This window comes from Prevotella brunnea, from assembly GCF_008016795.1.
In the GTDB taxonomy this organism is placed as follows: Bacteria; Bacteroidota; Bacteroidia; order Bacteroidales; family Bacteroidaceae; genus Prevotella; species Prevotella brunnea.
In genome coordinates, this window is sequence record NZ_SDIK01000018.1 from 58,402 (window position 1) to 77,250 (window position 18,849).

The window sequence follows — 18,849 nt, forward strand, 5'->3', positions numbered from 1 at the left end:
CATATTGATTAATTGAAACCTGAAATTTGAGCGAACGGTAGTCTTGACTTCCTTTTTAGATATTGTATTTTTCCTTTATCTTATGTATAAAATCAACGAACCCTTCTCCAGCTTTGCCTTTCGGTATGATAGTTCCTTGTCCCTTGCTATGCATCAAGTAGAAATGTGAGGGCGTTTCTATTATCTTCGTTAGCTTGTCATAGGCAATAGAAGAATTGCCAAAAGAGCTGATATGTTCGCTGTGATCTTCATAAAAGTTCACGGTATATTCTTGATTTTGCATCAGTTTATTCTCATCAAAAGCCTTGTTTGCTTTCTTTTTGGGGCGAGTAAAATAAAACCAATTAGTACAGCATAGCATCACGACTATAAAGATAATCCCCCACCAGAAATGCTTGAAATCAGTTATCAGTGTTTCTCCCATGATGCTCATCATGATAAATAGCGCACAAACATTGATAATAATCAAACTTCTGACAAAATGAAATTCCTTTTTAAGTACAACCATATTGAATGTTTGATATTCATCTCTGGTGATAGTATTGGTAATGGAAAATAATGGTGTCATATATTATAAGTTCTTGCTCTTTACAGGACTATTTTGTTTTGCGAACTGATTATGAAATTATTTTGCAATCAGCTCTTTTAAGTTGTTTAGATAACGCTCCATTTCCTGTTTTGCCTTTGCGTCCTTTTCTACTTTGACGGCTGTCTCCAAATCCTTCATATAGGTGAGATAGTCGGTTTCAGCAATGAACTTTGCTGCACGGATTCTGACAATCGGACTGCCATCGAAGAGCAAACCCTGTACCCAGCGCTTCGCATCCCATGACCGACACGATTGCAGCCAGTCGAGCGCTGCCACCTTTTCCTCCGGAGTTCCATATAGGAACGTTTCGTAGTATGCCTTTTCTTTCTTTAGGTCGGCTTTGGTCATGAGTATCTCCTTATTATATATGTTGGGATTCACGACCCTTTGCTTGTAGGCTTTTATGGGCATGCGGAGGGTCCAGCGTATGATTCTCGGTATCATCCACATCATACCCGGAGTGGCTTCAGGATGCGCAATGCAGCTTGCCACCCTGCCTTTTCCCAATTTGTTGGTGATGAGGAACGGCTTGTTGTTGGTCATGTTGCTTGGTGCGTTGCCCTCTTCGTGAACGTCGCTTTCCATGATGGCGAGCGTGTTATATTTTATCGTGCTGTTGTCAGCTTCGGTGAATACAGGACCTTCGTAATAAACCACGTAGGAGAATGGTCGGTCTGCCAACTCCGGGAACAGTTTTGTCCCTTCTTTTGTCAGTGAAAACTTAGCAATGCCGTGCCCGCGGTTGTCGTGTTCTATGTCAATGGCTTTTGCACCGTTGATGCGCATGCAGGCATAGTCGGGAGTGTCAGAGAAAAGATAGGCACCCGCACAGATGCCTAGTGCTCCTTTTCCTGACTCTATGAATTTCCTGAGCCGTTGGATGTTCTCCGTTCCGAGGTTCAAATACTGCGTCGAACCACCACCTCCGGGAATGATAATGGCATCCAGCTCGTTCAGAATGCCGTTGGCAATGTCGGCGGTAGTGATGGTTCGTACCGTCATGTCAGGGTCGATTTTCACCGCTTCCACGGCTTCCCATATACATGTTTGTGAGCCACCATGTCCTTCAAACACGCCAACACGCGTCTTTCCGTCTTCTCTCGAAGCCCATGTTCCAACAGCAGTCGAACAAAGTAACAACAGTAAGATTGCTCTTTTTGCAATTTTGCTCAAGTTTGAGTTTTTCATTTTGCGTTTCCTTTTATAATTGTAGTTATCTATTGCTTGTTTATCAGCCGGATTGTTCTCATCTGCAAATTTCCGTAATTTCTTCGATTTATGCAAGAAAAACCACCGGACATTTTCCTCCGGGGTGGGGGAGAGTGAGCATTAGCTCCGGTAACTGCAGACGAGTGGGGTGTTTATCCTTCCTTTTTATTGTCTTGCAGAACTTCGTTTTTTTCGTTCCATTCCGACTATTGAGATAAATAATATTTACACTTGACACTTTTCCCCTTTTCTATTGTAATTTACTGATAATCATTTTGATACCTTAGTTTTTTATCAGTTTTCACCTATCGGAAACCAATCGCTTAGCTTTTGCGAGGTAAAACCTAAGCTTTCGTGTTGCAAACGCTGACCTTTTGAGTTTCAAAAGCTGACTTTTTAAAAGAGCTGTGAATAATCTTTACAAATCAAGATACTGTTCATTGAATTTCAAAGGCGAACACACTATTGTAATTCTTCTAATGGCATGGGAGAAAATTTCAACTGCAAAGAAAACTTAAATATAAACCAACTAATTGGATTTATTACAAAAAACATTTGCAACTTATTGATAATATGTGTATCTTTGCAATATACAATAACATTAAGAAATAAAGATTATGGCTAAAAGAAATGAAGTTTATAAGTGCAAAGAGTGTGGAAATATAGTAGAAGTGATAGTTCCAGGAGAAAAAGATCTTTGCGGAATGGAGCTGTTGAAAGAAAATACTACTGACGCTGCCACAGAGAAGCATGTGCCCGTAGTCGAGAAGATAGACGGTGGCTATCGTGTAACAGTCGGTGAAGTTGAGCACCCAATGACAGAGGCTCACTGGATTCAGTGGATAGAGTTGATCACCGATAACAATGAAGTGCTTCGCAAGTATCTTGAACCAACGGACAAGCCTGTTGCTGAATTTAAGACCGATGCCAAAAACGTTGTCGCACGTGAGTATTGCAATTTACATGGCCTTTGGAAGAAGTAAGAGAAACCATGACAATCAATTATAAAAAGCCGACCTTATTTTTTAGGTCGGCTCTTTTTTTTAATGCGATTGCCGACTTTTTGAAAGTTCTATAGATGAGTTGTTCCATTGTCAAGATTACGTTCGTAAACACTTATTTGAAGTTGAGTTCATGGCTCAGCTTGGCAGTGTTGTCAAAATCTACTCCACCAATTTTCGTAGCGTAACCTTCAGTCTCATACATCTTTGTTGATAAAATATCGAGCGTTGCGCATGCTATCACTCCCAACGGCTTCTGTTTCTTCGTTTATTCTGTTGCGTATGATGCACGAATTGAAACAGACGATAGAATGTGCATCTTCAGATTGCCACTATCTCTTTGAGTTTTGCGTAAGAGGGGGGCGGAAGTGGTTGGGACTTGCAAGTTTCAGGTTATGGGAAACTTAATAAAGCAAGACCAGTCCTGCCACGGCGGCATAGCATATCATGCGGATGGGGTTTATCTTCAGCCACATTGTACCGGCGAATGTGGAAAGGAATAGGACGATGCTGATGCAGAAATGCCATAGGCTGATGTCCGGTGATGAAAAGTTCTCGCTGTTGCAGAGTAGTAACGTCGCAGCAGCAAGTAAGCCAACGACTACTGGGCGCAGACCGGAAAATATCGATTGCACAATTGGCGAGTTCATGTGCTTCAGGAACATCTTGCTTATGAGCAGCATCAAGATAAGAGAGGGTAGCACCAGCGCGAAAGTCGCCGTCATACTTCCCAAAACAGACATGGTGTTGCTCATGCCGGCATTATGAATTGCCGTGTAACCGCAGTATGTGGCAGAGTTGATACCAATGGGACCGGGTGTCATCTGTGATATAGCAACGATGTTGGTGAACTCGGCGGACGTCAGCCAGTGATGGTTGATGACTGTTTCTGTCTGAATGAGGGACAGCATACCGTATCCACCACCGAACCCAAACAGTCCGATGACGAAGAATGTATAAAATATCTCAAGGAATATCATGGCTTATCTTCTTCCGTCGGGGTAATGAACTTTCCGTATAAATAGCCGGCTGTGCCTGCGGCAATAAGAATATAAATGGGATTTACACCCATCAAGGCAATAAGAAGTGCCGTAGCGATGGGAATCCAGCAGTTCGCCAAGTTGATTTTCGCACTTTTCGCCAGGTTAAAGGTCGGTACAGCAATCAAGGCGACCACCGCCGGGCGAATGCCTCTGAACATTGCGGCTACCCAAGCCACATCCATGAACCGATGGAAGAAGATTGCGATGGCAAGAATAATCAGGAACGAGGGGAGAGCAGTTCCCAAACTTGTGCAGAGTGCGCCCTTTACTTTCCTTAATTTGTAGCCAACGAAGATGCTGATGTTGATGGCAAACACGCCGGGACAGCTCTGCGCCACCGCTATGAGGTCAAGAAAGTCTTCCTTCGCAATCCATTTCTGCTTCTCCACCACTTCGCTTTCTATGATGGGAATCATGGCATAGCCACCACCCAATGTGAAAGCTCCTATCCTGAAGAACACCTTGAATGCCTGCCAATAAAGCGAACGCCCACTTTTTCCGTCCGTTGGGGCGGAAAGTGGGCGTTGTTCTGTTATGTTCTTCTTCTCTTTCGGCATCTCTTTCGGCTTAGTTATTATTGATTTTCGCTTCCACCCACTTGCGTGCGTTCACGAATGCTTCCATCCACGGTGTTACCTCGTCCTCTTTACGGTCAAGGGGATACCATGCATTCTGCCATGGGAATATGGAACGCTCCATGTGTGGCATCATCGCAAGATGTCTTCCATCGTCTGAGCAGATACCTGCAACGTTGTAATCCGAGCCGTTTGGATTGCCGGGATAATCGGCATAGTTGTATTTTAGCACTACGTTATAGCGGTCTTCCGGTTCTGGAAGCGAGAATTTTCCTTCCCCATGTGCCACCCAGATGCCTAACTTGCTTCCGCTCAGCGAACCCAATAGAACGCTTTCATTGCGAGGAACGACTACGCCAAGGAAGCTACTCTCGAACTTGTGACTGTTATTGTGAAGCAATCGGGCACGATGCTTGTGGTCGGGGTTGATGAGATTCAGCTCAACCATCAACTGACAGCCGTTGCAAACACCTAACGACAGTGTGTCTTCGCGGGCATAGAAGTTGTCAAGAGCATTCTTTGCCTTCTCGTTGTACAAGAATGCGCCTGCCCATCCCTTAGCCGAACCGAGTACATCGGAGTTGGAGAAGCCACCGCAGAACACAATCATGTTTACCTCCTCCAATGTCTCGCGACCAGAAATCAAGTCGGTCATGGTAACATCTTTCACCTCAAAGCCCGCTAAATAGAGGCTATAGGCCATCTCACGGTCACCATTCGTACCCTTTTCGCGAATGATAGCAGCCTTCGGCATTGCTTGTCGGGGAGCCGTTGTTGGTTCTTTCCACCGATTGGGGTTCAGCTTATATTGTTCCAAAGAGCCCTCAAAGTCGGGTTTGAACTTCATTTCTATCGGCTGTTTCTTGTAGTTTTCATGGCGCTTTTGTGCCATTCCACTGAAACTCTGTTTGCGATCGAGCAGATAAGAAGTCTCGTACCATGTCTCGCGCATTGTGTCAATATCGAACTCTTGCTTCCAATTGCCATCGGTGATACTCAAGGTTCGGTTGTTCGTATCCGGACAACCGATTCTGGCAAATCCGATACAGTTTTCTTCCAAGAAAGCCTTTACCTCATCATTGTGCTCGTCGGAAACCTGAATGATGACACCCGGATTCTCGGCAAACAACTTCTTGATGATGTCCTCGCCCTTGATGTCGTGCAGATTGATTTTCAATCCGCCCTCCGTATTTGCGAAAGTCATTTCCAGAAGGGCAGTTATCATACCTCCGGCGGAGATGTCATGTCCGGCGATAATCCATCCACGGCGAATCATTTCCTGAACCGCATCGAAGCAGTCCGAGAAGTAGCGGGGTTCCCTCACTGTGGGAACGTCAGAGCCTACCTTGCCCAAACTCTGTGCGAAGGCAGAACCGCCAAGGCGTTGCTCATCGAAACTGAAGTCGATATGATAGAGACGGGTGTTCTTGTCGTTGACCAACACGGGTGAAACCACCTTGCGAATGTCGCTCACCTCTCCTCCACTGGTGACAATAACAGTTCCCGGAGAGATGATTTTCTCGCCGTTGGGATATTGTTGTGTGAGTGAGAGCGAGTCTTTGCCTGTCGGAACATTCACGCCGATAGCGCAACAAAAGTCAGATAATGCCTTGACTGCCTTGTAAAGTCGGGCATCCTCGCCCTTCTGCGCTCTGCAAGGCCACATCCAGTTGGCAGAAAGGCTGAGACTGTCCATACCGTCTGCCAATGGCGCCCACACGATATTGGTCAATGATTCGGCAACGGAGAGCACTGAACCCGCCTCCGGCGATGCTAAACCAGCCTGTGGAGCATGTCCCAAAGCTGTGGCGATGCCCTTGTGTCCGCGATAGTCGAGGGCGACAACCCCGCAGTCGGACAGTGGCAATTGTATCTGTCCCTGACACTGTTGGCGAGCCACCTTGCCCGTAACGGAGCGGTCCACCTTGTTGGTCAGCCAGTCTTTGCAAGCCACGGCTTCGAGTTGCAGCACCCGTTTCAGATATTCTTCAACCTTATTTATATCATAGGAGACGTCGGCATATTTGCGCTCGACGGTCTCGTCAGTCATAATAGTCTTTGGCGAATGGCCGAACATCTGCGCAACATCCAAGTCGAACGGTTTTATACCGTCGCCCTGAACGAACGAAAAATGAGCATCGCCTGTGGTTTCGCCCACTACATACATCGGCGCACGTTCGCGCTCGGCTATTCTTTGCACGTGGTCGAGGTGCCTTTCATCGATAAGCAGCCCCATGCGCTCTTGCGACTCGTTGGCAATTATCTCCTTTGCGCTTAGTGTCTTGTCGCCGATTGGCAACTGCGTCATGTCGATTTCGCCACCACATTCCTCAACCAATTCGCTCAGACAGTTCAAGTGTCCTGCCGAACCGTGGTCGTGAATCGACACAACTGGATTGTTGTCTTCCTCGGAAAGTGCGCGAACCAAGTTGTAAGCACGCTTCTGCATCTCGGCATTGGCACGCTGAATGGCATTCAGTTCTATGCCGTTGGAGTAGCGCCCGGTGTTTACCGATGACACGGAGCCACCACCCAAGCCGATGCGATAGTTATCACCCCCAACAACGACAACCTTGTTTCCCGGTTGTGGCTCTTTCTTCAGGCAGTCGCGTTTGTTACCGAAGCCCACGCCACCTGCCAACATGATTACCTTGTCATAGGCATATTTTTCTCCGTTCTCTTGATGTTCAAATGTCAGCAGCGAACCGGTTATCAGCGGTTGTCCGAACTTGTTGCCAAAGTCGCTTGCACCATTGGAAGCCTTTGTCAGAATTTGTTCCGGTGTTTGGTAGAGCCATTGGCGAACAGGGAGGATGTCTTCCCAGTCGCGGAACTCAGGAGTCTTGTCGTGTTCGTCCTTCAATCGTGGATAGGCTGTCATGTAAACCGCTGTTCCCGCTATCGGCCATGAGCCGGTTCCGCCGCCCATTCGGTCTCTGATTTCACCACCCGAACCGGTTGCCGCACCGTTGAAAGGCTCAACTGTCGTCGGGAAGTTATGTGTTTCAGCTTTCAAGGAAATCACACTCTCAATGGTTTTTATGCGGAAGAAGTCGGATGTACTCTGATTTGTAGGCGCAAACTGTTCAATTTCCGGACCTTGAGCAAATGCCACATTATCTTTATATGCGGAAAGAATCTTGCCTGGATTCTCCTTTGTTGTCTTTTTAATCATGGCAAAGAGGCTGCCCTCCATTACCTTGCCATCGATAACAAACTCACCTCCGAATATTTTGTGTCGGCAGTGCTCCGAGTTGATTTGTGCAAAGCCGAACACTTCCGAGTCGGTCAGTGGACGTCCATTCTCCTTTTCTACCTTGTGCAGGTACTCTATTTCCTCCGGTGAGAGTGCAAGTCCTTCCTCCTCGTTGAATTTCTCCAAGTCTTCTACCTTCCTGATTGGCTCCGGTTGCAAGTCGATGGTGAAGATTTGCTGATTCAATCCGTCGTAATTGCGGAAGATCATTGGGTCGGGGTTGTCATCAAGCGACTTGGTAGGGAAGTATTCCTCTATACGCGAAATGCCGCTAAGACCCATATTCTGTGTAATCTCAACGGCATTCGTACTCCAAGGAGTTATCATTTCGCGACGCGGACCCAAATAATAGCCCGACAATTCCTTGTCGTCCATTGGTTTGGCATCACCATAGAGCCAACTTAGTTTGTCAATTTCGTCTTGATTGGGCTGATGGTCTATTTCAGTCGCAATCACGGTTGCTGCGGTAGCTGAGAAGAAAAGAATCATTATTATTCCTGTATAATATAATTAGGTAAATCGATAATTATTGCAAAGATACTGCAATTCGCTTAAAAGACAAAGAAAAAGGATTTGTTTTTCCGTGGGAATGCGTTTTCTTTGTCTGCCATGTTGTTGTGCATTCTTCTGTTTTCGTTACTTTCGATGTCCGTTTGTCGATGATTGGGGTAGTATCCGATTTCCAAAAGCTTACCTATTGCGATTTAAAAGCTTAGCTATTGAACGCCAAAAGCTAAGCTTTTGAAATACAGTTTGTAAGTTATTGGATATCAATGGAGTTACAATCCGAATATTCTGAAGGAGATATAAGGAGTGAAAACAGACTCACGCTATCACCAGACGTTCAGCTTTACGGTGGCATACTTGTTCTTAGTGGTCGCGCCACAAAACAAAAACGCGAGAGAAGCTATCGGCTTTTCCCGCGTTCGTTCGTTTCAAGAAACCATCACTTATTATTCTGCTTCCGTTGGTTCCGACTTCTCCAATTTCATTTGAATGAAGAACGCCACTAACAGTCCCACTCCGACTCCCGTTGCGAGTACGATCCAAAAGCCGATGTCGCCGGCGGGGATATCAAAGAGGAGGTTGCAGACATAGCCCAATCCCATGCCGATAAGCAATAATGCCATTCTCAGACTTTCATACTTGCTCTTTTTCTTGGACTTGTCAGGCTCTACCAAGAGCTTTGCCTTTTCGTTATCTACGTGATTTTCGATGATGGACTGACGTATCATTCTGGCGTTCTTGTTCTTGTTATATTCCAACAAGGCACTCGTGATGACACCGATGATACCACATGTAATTCCAAGTACGGAGCAAATTAAACCTACTGATAATCCGTTCATGATTTTATTATTTTTTAGTTATACATTTTAAATTCTTGTCTCGGAGGGTTTCTCATTTTGCATCGAAAGAGAAATCGGCGATTTGGCGTTGTAAGCAGTAAGCGACGGAGAGGAGGAAGACAATCATTCCGGAGGTAACTGCCACAGATTTCTCGCTTGTTATTATGCTATAGGCGGAGGCGGTAACAATTACGATGAATGATGCGATTCCGAACGCGAAGGCAAGTGCTCTCAACCATCTGCGTGCGGTTGCTTTTCTTCGTTCCGCCTGTATTGCCATCATTGCCGATGCTTGTAAATCTTCCCGTGTCTGTTTCCGTTGCATGACTTTGCCAATTAGGAAATCCAATTCTTTATCGTTCAGTTCTTTCATTTTCTATTCCTTTCTTTATTTTTTCGCGTATGCGATGCAATCTTACCAATACGTTGCCGGTGGTCATTCCCAGTTGTCGGGCTATCTCTTCGGCTTTTCTGCCTTCGTAGTAATGCAGTTTGATGATGGCTTTGTCGCCGGAAGGCAGTTCCTCTATTCGGGCTTCCACGGCTTGCAACAGCTGTTCTCGCTCTTCCGAATAATCGTTCTTGTCGGCTATCGGAATGGATTCAATGGATTGCGTCTTTTGTCGCCGCTCCTTATTCATTTCGTTCACTGCCAAGTTTATTGCAATACTTGTAATCCATGATCCGAGTGTTGCTCCCTGCCATGTGTCAAGTCGGGCATAAGCTCGGATGAAGGCTTGCTGGGTAAATTCCTCCGCAGCATCTTCGCGTCTTACATATCTGTACAGATTTGCGAAAACCATGCCCCAATAGCGTTTCATAATCTCTTTGTATAAAGAGAAATTACCACTCAGGATGTTTTCTACAAGTTCTTTATCTTCCATTATTCTTTGCCACTTTCTACACTATAGACAATGAAAACCGAAAATTATTACACTTGGGAATAAGAAAAAAATGAAATAAAAAGAAAAGCGTATTATAGCTTTCCCTCTTCCCGATAAGAGAAGTATGCCCCATCGGTAATGATAAGGTGGTCGAGGAAATAAATCCGCATAAATTCGCACGCTTCCTTCACACGTCGCGTCAGTCTGTCGTCATCCGTACTGGGGCTGTTGTTGTTGCTTGGATGGTTATGGCAAAGGGCGAGTACCGTTGCATTCTTCAGTATGGCTTCTTTCATGATGACACGAATGTCCACAGCCGTTTCCGTGAGTCCGCCGTGTGAGATGCGTTTGGCTTCAATGAGTTTGTAGTTTTGGTTCATGAACAACACCCATGCCTCCTCCACGTCCAAATCTTGCATCTTTGTATGCATGAAGTTGTAAATGGCAATGGCTGAACCCAAATCCTGCCGCTTCACAGCTTCGGAAGCCTGACGACGTTTCCCCAATTCGCAGGCGGCAAGGATGGCAACGGCTTTCGCAGGTCCCAATCCGTTGTATTGCTCAAGGTCATGGATGCTAAGTTTGCCGAGTTTGTTCAGATTGTTGTCGCAATCGCTCAGTACTCGTTTCATGAGTTCAACGGCACTCTCTTTCGTTGAACCGGAACCAATGAGAATACCCAATAATTCAGCGTTGCTGAGGGCTTCCGCTCCCAATCGAATGAGTTTCTCGCGCGGTCGGTCTTCTTCTGCCCATTCGTTGATGTTTAGTTTTCCGGTTTCGTTCATGTTTTGTTCCCCTTGTGAAGCCCTTTACCTCATTTATAAAAGTTCTTCTCGTAGGCTGTAAATTCGTCTTGCTTCCTGACGCATCTCTTCCACCAAGCCTCTATGAATCCGCAGCCGTAGCCTGTGAGTTGCACGTAGGCCGCAATGCCCGACAGAATGTTTGCCTTAAAATTGTGAAAGTAATACCAACTGTAGCAAACGTTAAGATAGTAATAGGCGAACAGAAGCAGCAGCGGAGTTGCAGCAAGCCACCAGTTTGCGAGCACCAGCCCAACCAGAGAGATGACCAATAGCAGAGCCACTCCGAGTGTGAAAACCATTGGGAGCAGATGTACGAGTTTCAACGATTCCGGGTATTTCTTGTAAAGGTTCACGCGTGCAATGCCACTGTTATAGACTTGCCGCCAGAATTTCCGGAAGTCGGTGCGCCGCTTGTGCCATACCCATGCTTCGGGAAACAGTCGGCAGCGTTTCCCGGCTTTGAAGATGCGAATGGAAAAGTCGATGTCCTCGCCGAAACGCATCTTCGAGAATCCTCCCAATTCCATATATACGTCGCGTCTGATTCCCATATTGAAGGAGCGTGGGTAGAACTTGTCGAGCTTCTTCTTGCCACCCCGGATGCCTCCGGTGGTGAAGAACGACGTCATGGAATAGGAAATGGCCTTCTGTGTGTCGGTGAAAGAGTTGTGGGCGCGGTCAGGTCCGCCGAAAGCATCGGCAGATTCGCGGTCGAGCTCGTCGCTGACGGCCTTCAGATAGCCATTGGGGAGCACGACATCGGAGTCGAGAATGAGGAGGTATTCGCCTTCTGCACGTTCAGCACCATAGTTTCGACTTTGCCCTGGACCGGAGTTGGGCTTCATGAAGTAGCGGAGTGTGAGCTGGTCGGCATATTTGCGGCAGACGTCCTCGCACGGAATCTGTGAGCCATCCTCAACGATGATGACCTCGAAATCCTTCTCCTCCTGATTGACGAGACTCTCAAGAAGTTCATCCACTTCGTCTGGACGATTGAAAACGGGAACAATGATGCTGTATTTCATGGGAAAGCGTAAGAAGTGTTTGTAATCTGACAGATAAAAGAAAAAGAGTAAAAAGGTAAAAGTTGCGAACGATAGACTCTGATGTTCAAGCTCTGAATATCAGAAAGTCTTGTTCTGGCCTTTTACTTTTTTACTCTTCTTTATGCTTTAGCCGTTAACTCGACCAAGATAGCTGCCGTCGCGGGTGTCGATCTGGATCGTCTCGCCCTCGTTGATGAATAGAGGCACACGTACTTCGGCGCCAGTCTCAAGTGTAGCTGGCTTGGTTGCGTTGGTTGCGGTGTTGCCTTTGACTCCTGGTTCGCTGTGTGTAATCTTCAGGGTGGTCTTCACTGGCATCTCGGCAGAGAGGATTGTGCCATCGGAAGTGTCTGTAACCACTTCAACAACATCGCCTTCCTTCATGAACTCTGCTCCTGTAATCTGGTGGAGAGGGATAGGAATTTGCTCGAAAGTCTCCTGGTTCATAAAGATATAGCCCGTTGAATCTTGGTAGAGATATTGGTAAGGGCGACGCTCTACGCGTACATCTTCGAGTTTGAAACCTACTTGGAAAGTGCGTTCGAGTACACGACCGTCAGCAACGTTCTTTAGTTTTGTAATCATAACGGTGTTGCCCTTGCCTGGCTTCCTGTGCTGAAAGTCGATGCAAGTCCAAATCTTTCCATCAAGACGGATACATGTTCCGATTTTGATTTCCTGTGAATTAATCATAAACTGTTAATATATAATTTGTTACTTATTATTTATACCACGGATGGTTTTGCGGTGCAAAGTTAAGCAATTTATAGAAAAAAACATAAATTATTCACCTAAAAATCAATGTTTTCTTGGTTAATTCAAAAAGTTTAAGTAATTTTGCAGCCCGTAACGTTGGAAACGATTCCGCCGTTTGCGTTGGCTTGCACAATAACAATAAAAACAGAATAAAGCAATGAAAAGAACATTTCAGCCTCACAACCGTCGCCGTGTGAACAAACATGGCTTCCGCGAAAGAATGGCAACAAAAAACGGTCGTCGTGTATTGGCGTCTCGTCGTGCCAAAGGTCGCAAAAAATTAACTGTATCTGACGAGCATCACGGAAAATAATTCGGGCTCAAGGAAAAAGGAAGTGAAAACGGAAAGAAGTAGAGTGCAATCTTTGCTTCTTTCCGTTTTTTTCTATAACTTTGCCCGATATAAGCGATTTATCAGTTAAAGACGGATGGCATCAAGAAGATTCATTGATAATTTCTTCAGCACATATCTCTGGGGCAATGTTCTGGCGATTGTCATCCTCGTTGTTATACTCTCACTGGGCGTAAGGTACGGAATAGACTTCTATACCCGCCACGGCGAATCGATTGTCGTGCCGAATGTCATACACAAACAATTCGACGAAGCTCAAGATATCATGAGCAAAGTGGGACTGACCATCGAGGTGGCAGATACCGGATATGTGAAGGACTTGCCACCCGATTGCATCTTGGAACAGACGCCGGTGGGAGGCAAACGCATTAAGTCCACTCATGTCGTTTACGTAACCATCAATGGCGCAAGTGCTCCCACGTTGGAACTGCCTGACCTGATTGATAATAGTTCGCTCAGGGAGGCACAGGCACAGCTTCTTTCCATGGGTTTCAAGGTGGGCGAACCGGAATATATACCGGGCGAAAAGGATTGGATTTACGGTATCTTGGTGAATGGCAAACATGTTCAGGCGGGCGATCGCATCCCGGCCGATGCCGTGGTAATCATTCAAGTGGGTGATGGAACTCGCGATGTAACCGACACGGCATCGTTGCATCCTGTGTTTGGGTATGAAGATGTGGAAGTGGAAGAACCGGAAGATGAATACGAATATGAATGGGTGGAAGTCCCGGTCGATGAGAATGGTAACGAGATAAAGGAGGGAGAAAGAGATTTGCCTCGTACAGTACCTTCTGTTCCACCTGCTCCGACGGTTGTTCCCAGTGAACAGAACCGTTCAAAGCCTGCCGATTAGAATATGATTGACGAAGAAGACTTTTTGGAGGATGATTTTCAGCAAGTGGAAGATGGCTTTTCGGGCAACAAAGAACTCTACGAGCACTTCCGGGTGGTTGTCGATAAAGGGCAGGAAACTGTGCGAATTGATAAGTATCTCTTTGAACGGATGCAGCACTCCAGTCGCAATCGCATACAGAAGGCTGCAGAAGCAGGCTGTATTCATGTGAACGGAAGCCCCGTAAAGAGCAACTATAAGGTGCGCCCCGATGATGTTATCACATTGATGCTCGACCGCCCAAAGCATGATAATACCATAGAGCCGGAGGATATTCCACTCGATATCGTCTATGAGGATAGCTGGCTCATGGTGATAAATAAACCTGCCGGACTGGTGGTTCATCCCGGAGCCGGAAACTTTCACGGAACGCTTATCAATGCGGTGGCTTGGCATTTGAAAGATCTTGTCGGTTTCGACCCCAACGATCCGGAGGTGGGACTTGTTCATCGAATAGATAAAGATACAAGTGGGCTGCTCGTGATAGCCAAAGTGCCCGATGCAAAGACGGCTCTTGGCAAGCAGTTCTTCAATAAAACCACTCATCGCAGTTACAACGCGTTGGTGTGGGGTAATTTCAAGGAGAACGAAGGCAGAATAGAGGGGAACATTGCACGAGACCCTAAGGATCGTTTGCGAATGACCGTCTTTCCATCCGATTCTGATATAGGAAAGCCTGCGGTAACGCATTATAGGGTTTTGGAACGTTTCGGATATACAACACTTGTGGAATGTGTTCTTGAAACGGGGCGTACCCATCAGATTCGAGCGCACATGAAGCACATCGGACACCCACTCTTTGGCGATGAGAAATATGGTGGTATGGAAATTATTCGCGGACAACGTACAGCCAGCTATAAAGCTTTTATACGGAATTGTCTGATGATTTGCAATCGGCAGGCACTTCATGCTCGCACGTTGGGCTTTGTTCATCCGCATTCGGGCAAGCAGATGGATTTCACCAGTGAACTTCCCACCGACCTTGCCATGGTGATAGAGAAATGGAGGAACTATATCGGGGGCAGAAATGAGCTTCGGTAAATTGCAGTGAGATAAAATAAGGATGATAAATTATTAACGACACAATGAATAATACGAAACGAACCATTGCTATTGTTTGTGGCGGAGATTCTTCTGAGCATGATGTTTCCATGCGTTCGGCGCAAGGATTGTACTCTTTCTTTGATAAGGAGAGATACAATATTTATATTGTAGATGTCAAAGGAACCGATTGGCATGTGAACTTAGACGATGGAACAACGGCGCCAATTGATAAAAATGACTTCTCTTTCAGAGAGAACGGCAAACTTGTTTTGTTTGATTACGCTTATATCACCATCCACGGGCAACCCGGAGAGAACGGAGTGATGCAAGGGTACTTCGAACTTATTCATCTGCCTTATTCTACTTGTGGGGTATTGGTTGAGGCTCTGACTTTCGATAAGTATGTTCTGAATCGCTATCTCAGTACGTTTGGCATCCGAGTGCCCGATAGTGTCTTGCTTCGCCGTGGCGATGCTTGCGACGTGAAAGAGATTGAGAAGCGTTTGGGCATGCCTTGTTTCGTGAAGCCTGCGGCAGACGGAAGCAGTTTTGGGGTCTCAAAGGTGAAGAATGCCGACCAGATAGCACCGGCACTGCGCGTGGCTTTCATGGAAAGTGATGAAGTGATGATCGAAGGCTTCCTCGATGGCGTGGAACTCTCACAAGGTGTTTACAAAACAAAGGAAAAATCTGTTGTGTTCCCTGCCACCGAGGTGGTTACAAGTAATGAGTTCTTCGATTACAATGCCAAATACAATGGTGAGGTGGACGAGATAACACCTGCTCGCATCTCACCCGAAACCGCCAAAGAGGTGGCAGCTCAGACCAGTCGGATTTACGACATACTCCATGCCAATGGAATTATTCGTATCGATTACATCATCACGAAGAATAAGGAGGGAAAGGATGTGGTAAACATGCTCGAGGTGAACACGACGCCGGGCATGACTGCAACGAGTTTTATTCCTCAACAAGTGCGTGCGGCAGGACTGGATATTAAAGAAGTTCTGACGGAAATAGTGGAAAATCAATTCTAAAATAAGAGAGAAGACAAATAATGGTGCGAATGATGAGCAGAATGCCAATATGCAACTGATAGTAAGCTCTCGTTCCTTATTCGCCTTTCATAAAAATGCTTCGCTATGATAATACCGGAAAAATTCAACAACATCCGTCCGTTTATCCCGGAGGAATTGCCACGGGTCTATGAGCGATTGCTCGTCGATCCACAGTTTTTGGAGGTCTTGAAGAAAGTCTTCCCTACTCATCCCTTTGAACGATTGAGACAACAGCTGTTGTCTTGTAAGACATTGCTCGAATTTCAGAAGATGTTTATTTACGGTATTGTCCAAGACGTTATGAAGAAGTCGGGCAATGGCTTTGAGATGGAAGCTCCACGGCTTCAGCCCGATGCCAACTACACTTTCATGAGCAATCACAGGGATATTGTGCTTGATTCGGCGTTGCTCGATGTTCTGCTCATTGATAATCGTTTCAAGACAACTTGCGAAATAGCCATCGGCGACAATTTACTGAAATACCCTTGGATAAAAGACATAGTTCGACTGAATAAGAGTTTTATCGTTCTGAGAAATCTGCCACTTCGTCAGATGTTGCAAGCCAGCAAGACCCTCTCCGAATACATGCACTTTGCCATAAACGACAAGCAGGAGAATATTTGGATTGCACAGCGAGAAGGGCGTGCCAAAGACTCTGACGACCGCACGGCAGAAGCCGTACTCAAAATGATGACTATGGGAGGTGAAGGTACTGTAATGGAGCGATTGAAAGCCTTGCACATCGTACCACTCTCCATATCATACGAGTATGATCCCTGCGATTTCTTGAAAGCGAAAGAATTTCAACAGCGACGCGATAATCCCGACTTCACGAAAGCTCCGCAAGACGATGTTGTCAGCATGCTAACCGGTATCAAAGGGTATAAGGGACATGTGCATTATCATGCCGCTGAATGTATTGATGATTATTTATCGTCTTTGGATGCTGACTTGTCCAAAGCAGATTTTTACAAGGTCGTGGCGAGACATATTGATCAAGAAATACACAAGCGCTATCACCTTTATGCCAATAATTACGTGGCTCTCGACCTGTTGAATGGGAAAACAGAATTTGCCGATAGATATTCAGCAGAGGAAAAGGTCGCGTTCGAGAAGTATCTGGATGGCCAGATTGCCAAAATCGTTTTGCCAAACAAAGACGAGTGCTTCCTCCGCAGCCGTATTCTGACCATGTATGCCAATCCTGCGATAAACTATCTGAAAGCCAATGATTAGGAAGTTCCTGTTGTTTTTGTCCGTATTGGGAATGGCAGCTTGTACAAATGATGCATTTGAGACAGGCGATTCCGATTTTTCCTATCTGCGTTCAGACTTTGTTGAGGCCAAGACCGATGCCTCGGCGAAGTTTGTATCGGCCGTGACGGATGACGACGAAATCGTGAATCTTTCCGTTCCTCTGAGCGCAAGTTGGGCGACCACTCCCGATTCGGTTTATCGTGCCCAGCTATATTATAATAAGAAAGGAGAGGTGAATGAGCCCGTGGCCATTTCTTGGGTACCGGTGTTGAAGCCCTCAACACCCTCTGACGATGATTCTACCGGCGACGACCCGGTTATTTTCAAAAGTGCGTGGCTGAGCAAAAACGGAAAATACCTGAATCTCGGGCTGATGCTCAAGACCGGTCCGACGTCTGATGAGACACAACGCCATTCCGTCGGTGTCGTTTGCGACTCCATCGTCACCGATGGTGATGCGACAAAGACCTATTACCTTCGATTCCGGCATCAACAGAATCAGGTTCCGCAATACTATTCCACACATTTTTATGCCAGTATTCCCACTTCTGCTTTCCATAAGGGGGCGAGGCTTCAGCTGTTGCTCCACACTTATGAAGGAGTGGTGGTAAAGTCATTCGAGTTGTACTGATTGAAAGAACAAAAACATTGCCATGAGGGAAAAACTATTATTGGTCATTGCTTTGGCATTTGTTCAACTGAACATGCTCGCGCAAACGCAGGAACACTCAGATAATCCTCTTGTTGTAATAGACGGAATGGCAGTCAATGACTCTATACTGCAGGTTTCCCAAACCGAGATGTTGTCAGATTCCGCAAAGCAGATTGTAGCTCGGCGTTTGGATTGCCTTAATAGCTATGCCATCGACACAATTATAGTTGTTGATAAAGCAGCGGCAGAGAAAGTTATTTTGTGTAAGCCTAATACTTCCGGGATAATTCTAATAACGACAAACTCTTTGGCAGAATTGGAATTGATGATAGATGGTAAGCGTCGAAAACCAAGGAAGCGAATAACAATTATTGATGCCTTGTATTTTCCTGAATATTTTGCCACAGCCTTGTCAAAATCCCTACACCGAAAGAAAATTAAAAAAATGGAGTTGCTTATCCACAAAGGAACTGTCAGTCCGGAACGAAAGTCAATGGTTGTAATAACAACGAAGTGAAAAGGGCTCTGTCGAAACTTAGGGAGCATAAATTCGAGCAAGTCTGCATAGGAAGCACCTCCGTTCTGTTTTACGGTGAATAACCCAATCGTTCGCCTCTATGGAGCCGTGCTCAACCAATAATGTCCTAAATATTTCTTATTCTATCCATCAAAGCTTACCTTTTGCGTTTTAAAAGCTTACCTTTTACAATGCAAAAGGTCATGAATTGGAATACAAAAGCTAAGCTTTTAAATCTCAATTAATATCATTCTGATTATCAATAGATTACAAAATGTGTCTCCAATACGGTTTTTGTAATGTAATTTTATGGTGCCGGGCAAGTCGAATGTTCGCTATCAACCGTCTGCCATACAAAAAAATATTTAGGACACTATTGATGCTCAACGCCTCTATAGAGAGGTATGTTACGCCTCTATAGAGATGTATGTTACGCCTCTATAGAGACGTTGTCAGCATCTCTATAGAGACGTTTTGTACGCTCGGCATGAGCATTGTTTAATGGGTGCAAGCCCCGAGTAAGTCCCAATAGCGGGAATTACATAGCCAAGGGAAAGGGT

Annotated in this window: 20 protein-coding genes; 9 read left to right on the forward strand and 11 right to left on the reverse strand. The window is 45.8% G+C overall.

Annotated features, from left to right (window positions below):
* Nucleotides 1–55 precede the first annotated feature (55 nt).
* Together ETF27_RS02890 and ETF27_RS02895 are read right to left on the reverse strand one after the other, a co-directional pair.
* On the reverse strand, nt 56–568 hold the full coding sequence (locus ETF27_RS02890) for a YcxB family protein (RefSeq protein WP_025876928.1): 513 nt from the start codon (nt 566–568) through the stop codon (nt 56–58).
* 57 nt (nt 569–625) lie between these two features.
* Nucleotides 626–1,777: a BPL-N domain-containing protein gene (locus ETF27_RS02895; RefSeq protein WP_147785473.1), complete on the reverse strand. Its 1,152-nt coding sequence runs from the start codon at nt 1,775–1,777 to the stop codon at nt 626–628.
* Nucleotides 1,778–2,415: 638 nt separating this feature from the next.
* Between ETF27_RS02895 and ETF27_RS02900 the strand changes: the two genes are divergently transcribed.
* Nucleotides 2,416–2,781 (forward strand): desulfoferrodoxin, encoded by a 366-nt coding sequence (locus ETF27_RS02900; RefSeq protein ID WP_025876924.1) that lies wholly within the window; start codon nt 2,416–2,418, stop codon nt 2,779–2,781.
* Between the two features lie 422 nt (nt 2,782–3,203).
* On the opposite strand, the gene ETF27_RS02905 is transcribed toward ETF27_RS02900, so the two are convergent.
* Genes ETF27_RS02905 through purL form a run of 3 tightly spaced genes read right to left on the reverse strand, consistent with a single transcriptional unit; the run spans nt 3,204 to nt 8,162 of the window.
* Nucleotides 3,204–3,779: a chromate transporter gene (locus tag ETF27_RS02905; protein ID WP_130830150.1), complete on the reverse strand. Its 576-nt coding sequence runs from the start codon at nt 3,777–3,779 to the stop codon at nt 3,204–3,206.
* Nucleotides 3,776–4,399: a chromate transporter gene (locus ETF27_RS02910; RefSeq protein WP_060940582.1), complete on the reverse strand. Its 624-nt coding sequence runs from the start codon at nt 4,397–4,399 to the stop codon at nt 3,776–3,778. Before ETF27_RS02910 ends, ETF27_RS02905 begins: the two co-directional genes overlap by 4 nt.
* Nucleotides 4,400–4,409: 10 nt before the next feature.
* Complete coding sequence (purL, locus tag ETF27_RS02915; RefSeq protein ID WP_147785474.1) at nt 4,410–8,162, reverse strand: phosphoribosylformylglycinamidine synthase; 3,753 nt, start codon at nt 8,160–8,162, stop codon at nt 4,410–4,412.
* Nucleotides 8,163–8,486: 324 nt separating this feature from the next.
* Here purL and ETF27_RS02920 point away from each other — a divergent pair, with 324 nt between their 5' ends.
* Nucleotides 8,487–8,669, forward strand: coding sequence for a hypothetical protein (locus ETF27_RS02920; protein ID WP_147785475.1), 183 nt, complete (start codon nt 8,487–8,489; stop codon nt 8,667–8,669).
* On the opposite strand, the gene ETF27_RS02925 is transcribed toward ETF27_RS02920, so the two are convergent.
* The 6 genes from ETF27_RS02925 to efp form a co-directional block, all read right to left on the reverse strand.
* Nucleotides 8,627–9,019, reverse strand: a complete 393-nt coding sequence (locus tag ETF27_RS02925) for a DUF6249 domain-containing protein (protein ID WP_147785476.1) — start codon at nt 9,017–9,019, stop codon at nt 8,627–8,629. The two genes, ETF27_RS02920 and ETF27_RS02925, sit on opposite strands and share 43 nt — an antisense overlap.
* 52 nt (nt 9,020–9,071) lie before the next feature.
* A complete protein-coding gene (locus tag ETF27_RS02930) occupies nt 9,072–9,392 on the reverse strand; it encodes a hypothetical protein (RefSeq protein WP_147785477.1) in 321 nt (106 codons plus the stop codon).
* A complete protein-coding gene (locus tag ETF27_RS02935) occupies nt 9,373–9,903 on the reverse strand; it encodes an RNA polymerase sigma factor (RefSeq protein WP_147785478.1) in 531 nt (176 codons plus the stop codon). Before ETF27_RS02935 ends, ETF27_RS02930 begins: the two co-directional genes overlap by 20 nt.
* 92 nt (nt 9,904–9,995) lie before the next feature.
* A complete protein-coding gene (gene radC, locus ETF27_RS02940) occupies nt 9,996–10,691 on the reverse strand; it encodes a RadC family protein (RefSeq protein ID WP_130830146.1) in 696 nt (231 codons plus the stop codon).
* Nucleotides 10,692–10,720: 29 nt separating this feature from the next.
* Entirely contained in the window at nt 10,721–11,737 is a 1,017-nt protein-coding gene (locus ETF27_RS02945) for a glycosyltransferase (RefSeq protein WP_130830145.1), read from the reverse strand.
* A gap of 147 nt (nt 11,738–11,884) precedes the next feature.
* Nucleotides 11,885–12,451 (reverse strand): elongation factor P, encoded by a 567-nt coding sequence (efp, locus tag ETF27_RS02950; protein ID WP_060940589.1) that lies wholly within the window; start codon nt 12,449–12,451, stop codon nt 11,885–11,887.
* Nucleotides 12,452–12,671: 220 nt separating this feature from the next.
* Between efp and rpmH the strand changes: the two genes are divergently transcribed.
* From rpmH to ETF27_RS02985, 7 genes are all read left to right on the forward strand, one after another.
* Nucleotides 12,672–12,827, forward strand: coding sequence for a 50S ribosomal protein L34 (rpmH, locus tag ETF27_RS02955; protein WP_004336902.1), 156 nt, complete (start codon nt 12,672–12,674; stop codon nt 12,825–12,827).
* Between the two features lie 115 nt (nt 12,828–12,942).
* On the forward strand, nt 12,943–13,722 hold the full coding sequence (locus tag ETF27_RS02960; RefSeq protein ID WP_147785479.1) for a PASTA domain-containing protein: 780 nt from the start codon (nt 12,943–12,945) through the stop codon (nt 13,720–13,722).
* A gap of 3 nt (nt 13,723–13,725) precedes the next feature.
* Entirely contained in the window at nt 13,726–14,802 is a 1,077-nt protein-coding gene (locus ETF27_RS02965; RefSeq protein ID WP_147785480.1) for an RluA family pseudouridine synthase, read from the forward strand.
* A 44-nt stretch (nt 14,803–14,846) separates the two neighbouring features.
* Nucleotides 14,847–15,842, forward strand: coding sequence for a D-alanine--D-alanine ligase (locus tag ETF27_RS02970; RefSeq protein WP_147785481.1), 996 nt, complete (start codon nt 14,847–14,849; stop codon nt 15,840–15,842).
* A 105-nt stretch (nt 15,843–15,947) separates the two neighbouring features.
* The gene (locus ETF27_RS02975; RefSeq protein ID WP_147785482.1) at nt 15,948–17,099 is read left to right on the forward strand and encodes a 1-acyl-sn-glycerol-3-phosphate acyltransferase; all 1,152 of its coding nucleotides are present in this window, start codon (nt 15,948–15,950) and stop codon (nt 17,097–17,099) included.
* Nucleotides 17,092–17,751, forward strand: a complete 660-nt coding sequence (locus tag ETF27_RS02980) for a NigD1/NigD2 family lipoprotein (RefSeq protein WP_147785483.1) — start codon at nt 17,092–17,094, stop codon at nt 17,749–17,751. The genes ETF27_RS02975 and ETF27_RS02980 overlap by 8 nt, the downstream gene beginning before the upstream one ends.
* A gap of 22 nt (nt 17,752–17,773) precedes the next feature.
* Entirely contained in the window at nt 17,774–18,289 is a 516-nt protein-coding gene (locus tag ETF27_RS02985) for a 50S ribosomal protein L19 (RefSeq protein WP_147785484.1), read from the forward strand.
* Nucleotides 18,290–18,849 lie beyond the last annotated feature (560 nt).

Excerpts from the sequence above, each read along its gene's own strand:
- efp (WP_060940589.1), bottom strand. The coding sequence starts at position 12,451 with ATGATTAATTCACAGGAAATCAAAATCGGAACATGTATCCGTCTTGAT.
- ETF27_RS02895 (WP_147785473.1), bottom strand. The coding sequence starts at position 1,777 with ATGAAAAACTCAAACTTGAGCAAAATTGCAAAAAGAGCAATCTTACTG.
- ETF27_RS02970 (WP_147785481.1), top strand. The coding sequence starts at position 14,847 with ATGAATAATACGAAACGAACCATTGCTATTGTTTGTGGCGGAGATTCT.
- ETF27_RS02965 (WP_147785480.1), top strand. The coding sequence starts at position 13,726 with ATGATTGACGAAGAAGACTTTTTGGAGGATGATTTTCAGCAAGTGGAA.
- radC (WP_130830146.1), bottom strand. The coding sequence starts at position 10,691 with ATGAACGAAACCGGAAAACTAAACATCAACGAATGGGCAGAAGAAGAC.
- ETF27_RS02935 (WP_147785478.1), bottom strand. The coding sequence starts at position 9,903 with ATGGAAGATAAAGAACTTGTAGAAAACATCCTGAGTGGTAATTTCTCT.
- ETF27_RS02980 (WP_147785483.1), top strand. The coding sequence starts at position 17,092 with ATGATTAGGAAGTTCCTGTTGTTTTTGTCCGTATTGGGAATGGCAGCT.
- ETF27_RS02925 (WP_147785476.1), bottom strand. The coding sequence starts at position 9,019 with ATGAACGGATTATCAGTAGGTTTAATTTGCTCCGTACTTGGAATTACA.
- purL (WP_147785474.1), bottom strand. The coding sequence starts at position 8,162 with ATGATTCTTTTCTTCTCAGCTACCGCAGCAACCGTGATTGCGACTGAA.
- ETF27_RS02910 (WP_060940582.1), bottom strand. The coding sequence starts at position 4,399 with ATGCCGAAAGAGAAGAAGAACATAACAGAACAACGCCCACTTTCCGCC.
- ETF27_RS02960 (WP_147785479.1), top strand. The coding sequence starts at position 12,943 with ATGGCATCAAGAAGATTCATTGATAATTTCTTCAGCACATATCTCTGG.
- ETF27_RS02945 (WP_130830145.1), bottom strand. The coding sequence starts at position 11,737 with ATGAAATACAGCATCATTGTTCCCGTTTTCAATCGTCCAGACGAAGTG.
- ETF27_RS02985 (WP_147785484.1), top strand. The coding sequence starts at position 17,774 with ATGAGGGAAAAACTATTATTGGTCATTGCTTTGGCATTTGTTCAACTG.
- ETF27_RS02930 (WP_147785477.1), bottom strand. The coding sequence starts at position 9,392 with ATGAAAGAACTGAACGATAAAGAATTGGATTTCCTAATTGGCAAAGTC.
- rpmH (WP_004336902.1), top strand. The coding sequence starts at position 12,672 with ATGAAAAGAACATTTCAGCCTCACAACCGTCGCCGTGTGAACAAACAT.
- ETF27_RS02900 (WP_025876924.1), top strand. The coding sequence starts at position 2,416 with ATGGCTAAAAGAAATGAAGTTTATAAGTGCAAAGAGTGTGGAAATATA.
- ETF27_RS02890 (WP_025876928.1), bottom strand. The coding sequence starts at position 568 with ATGACACCATTATTTTCCATTACCAATACTATCACCAGAGATGAATAT.
- ETF27_RS02975 (WP_147785482.1), top strand. The coding sequence starts at position 15,948 with ATGATAATACCGGAAAAATTCAACAACATCCGTCCGTTTATCCCGGAG.
- ETF27_RS02905 (WP_130830150.1), bottom strand. The coding sequence starts at position 3,779 with ATGATATTCCTTGAGATATTTTATACATTCTTCGTCATCGGACTGTTT.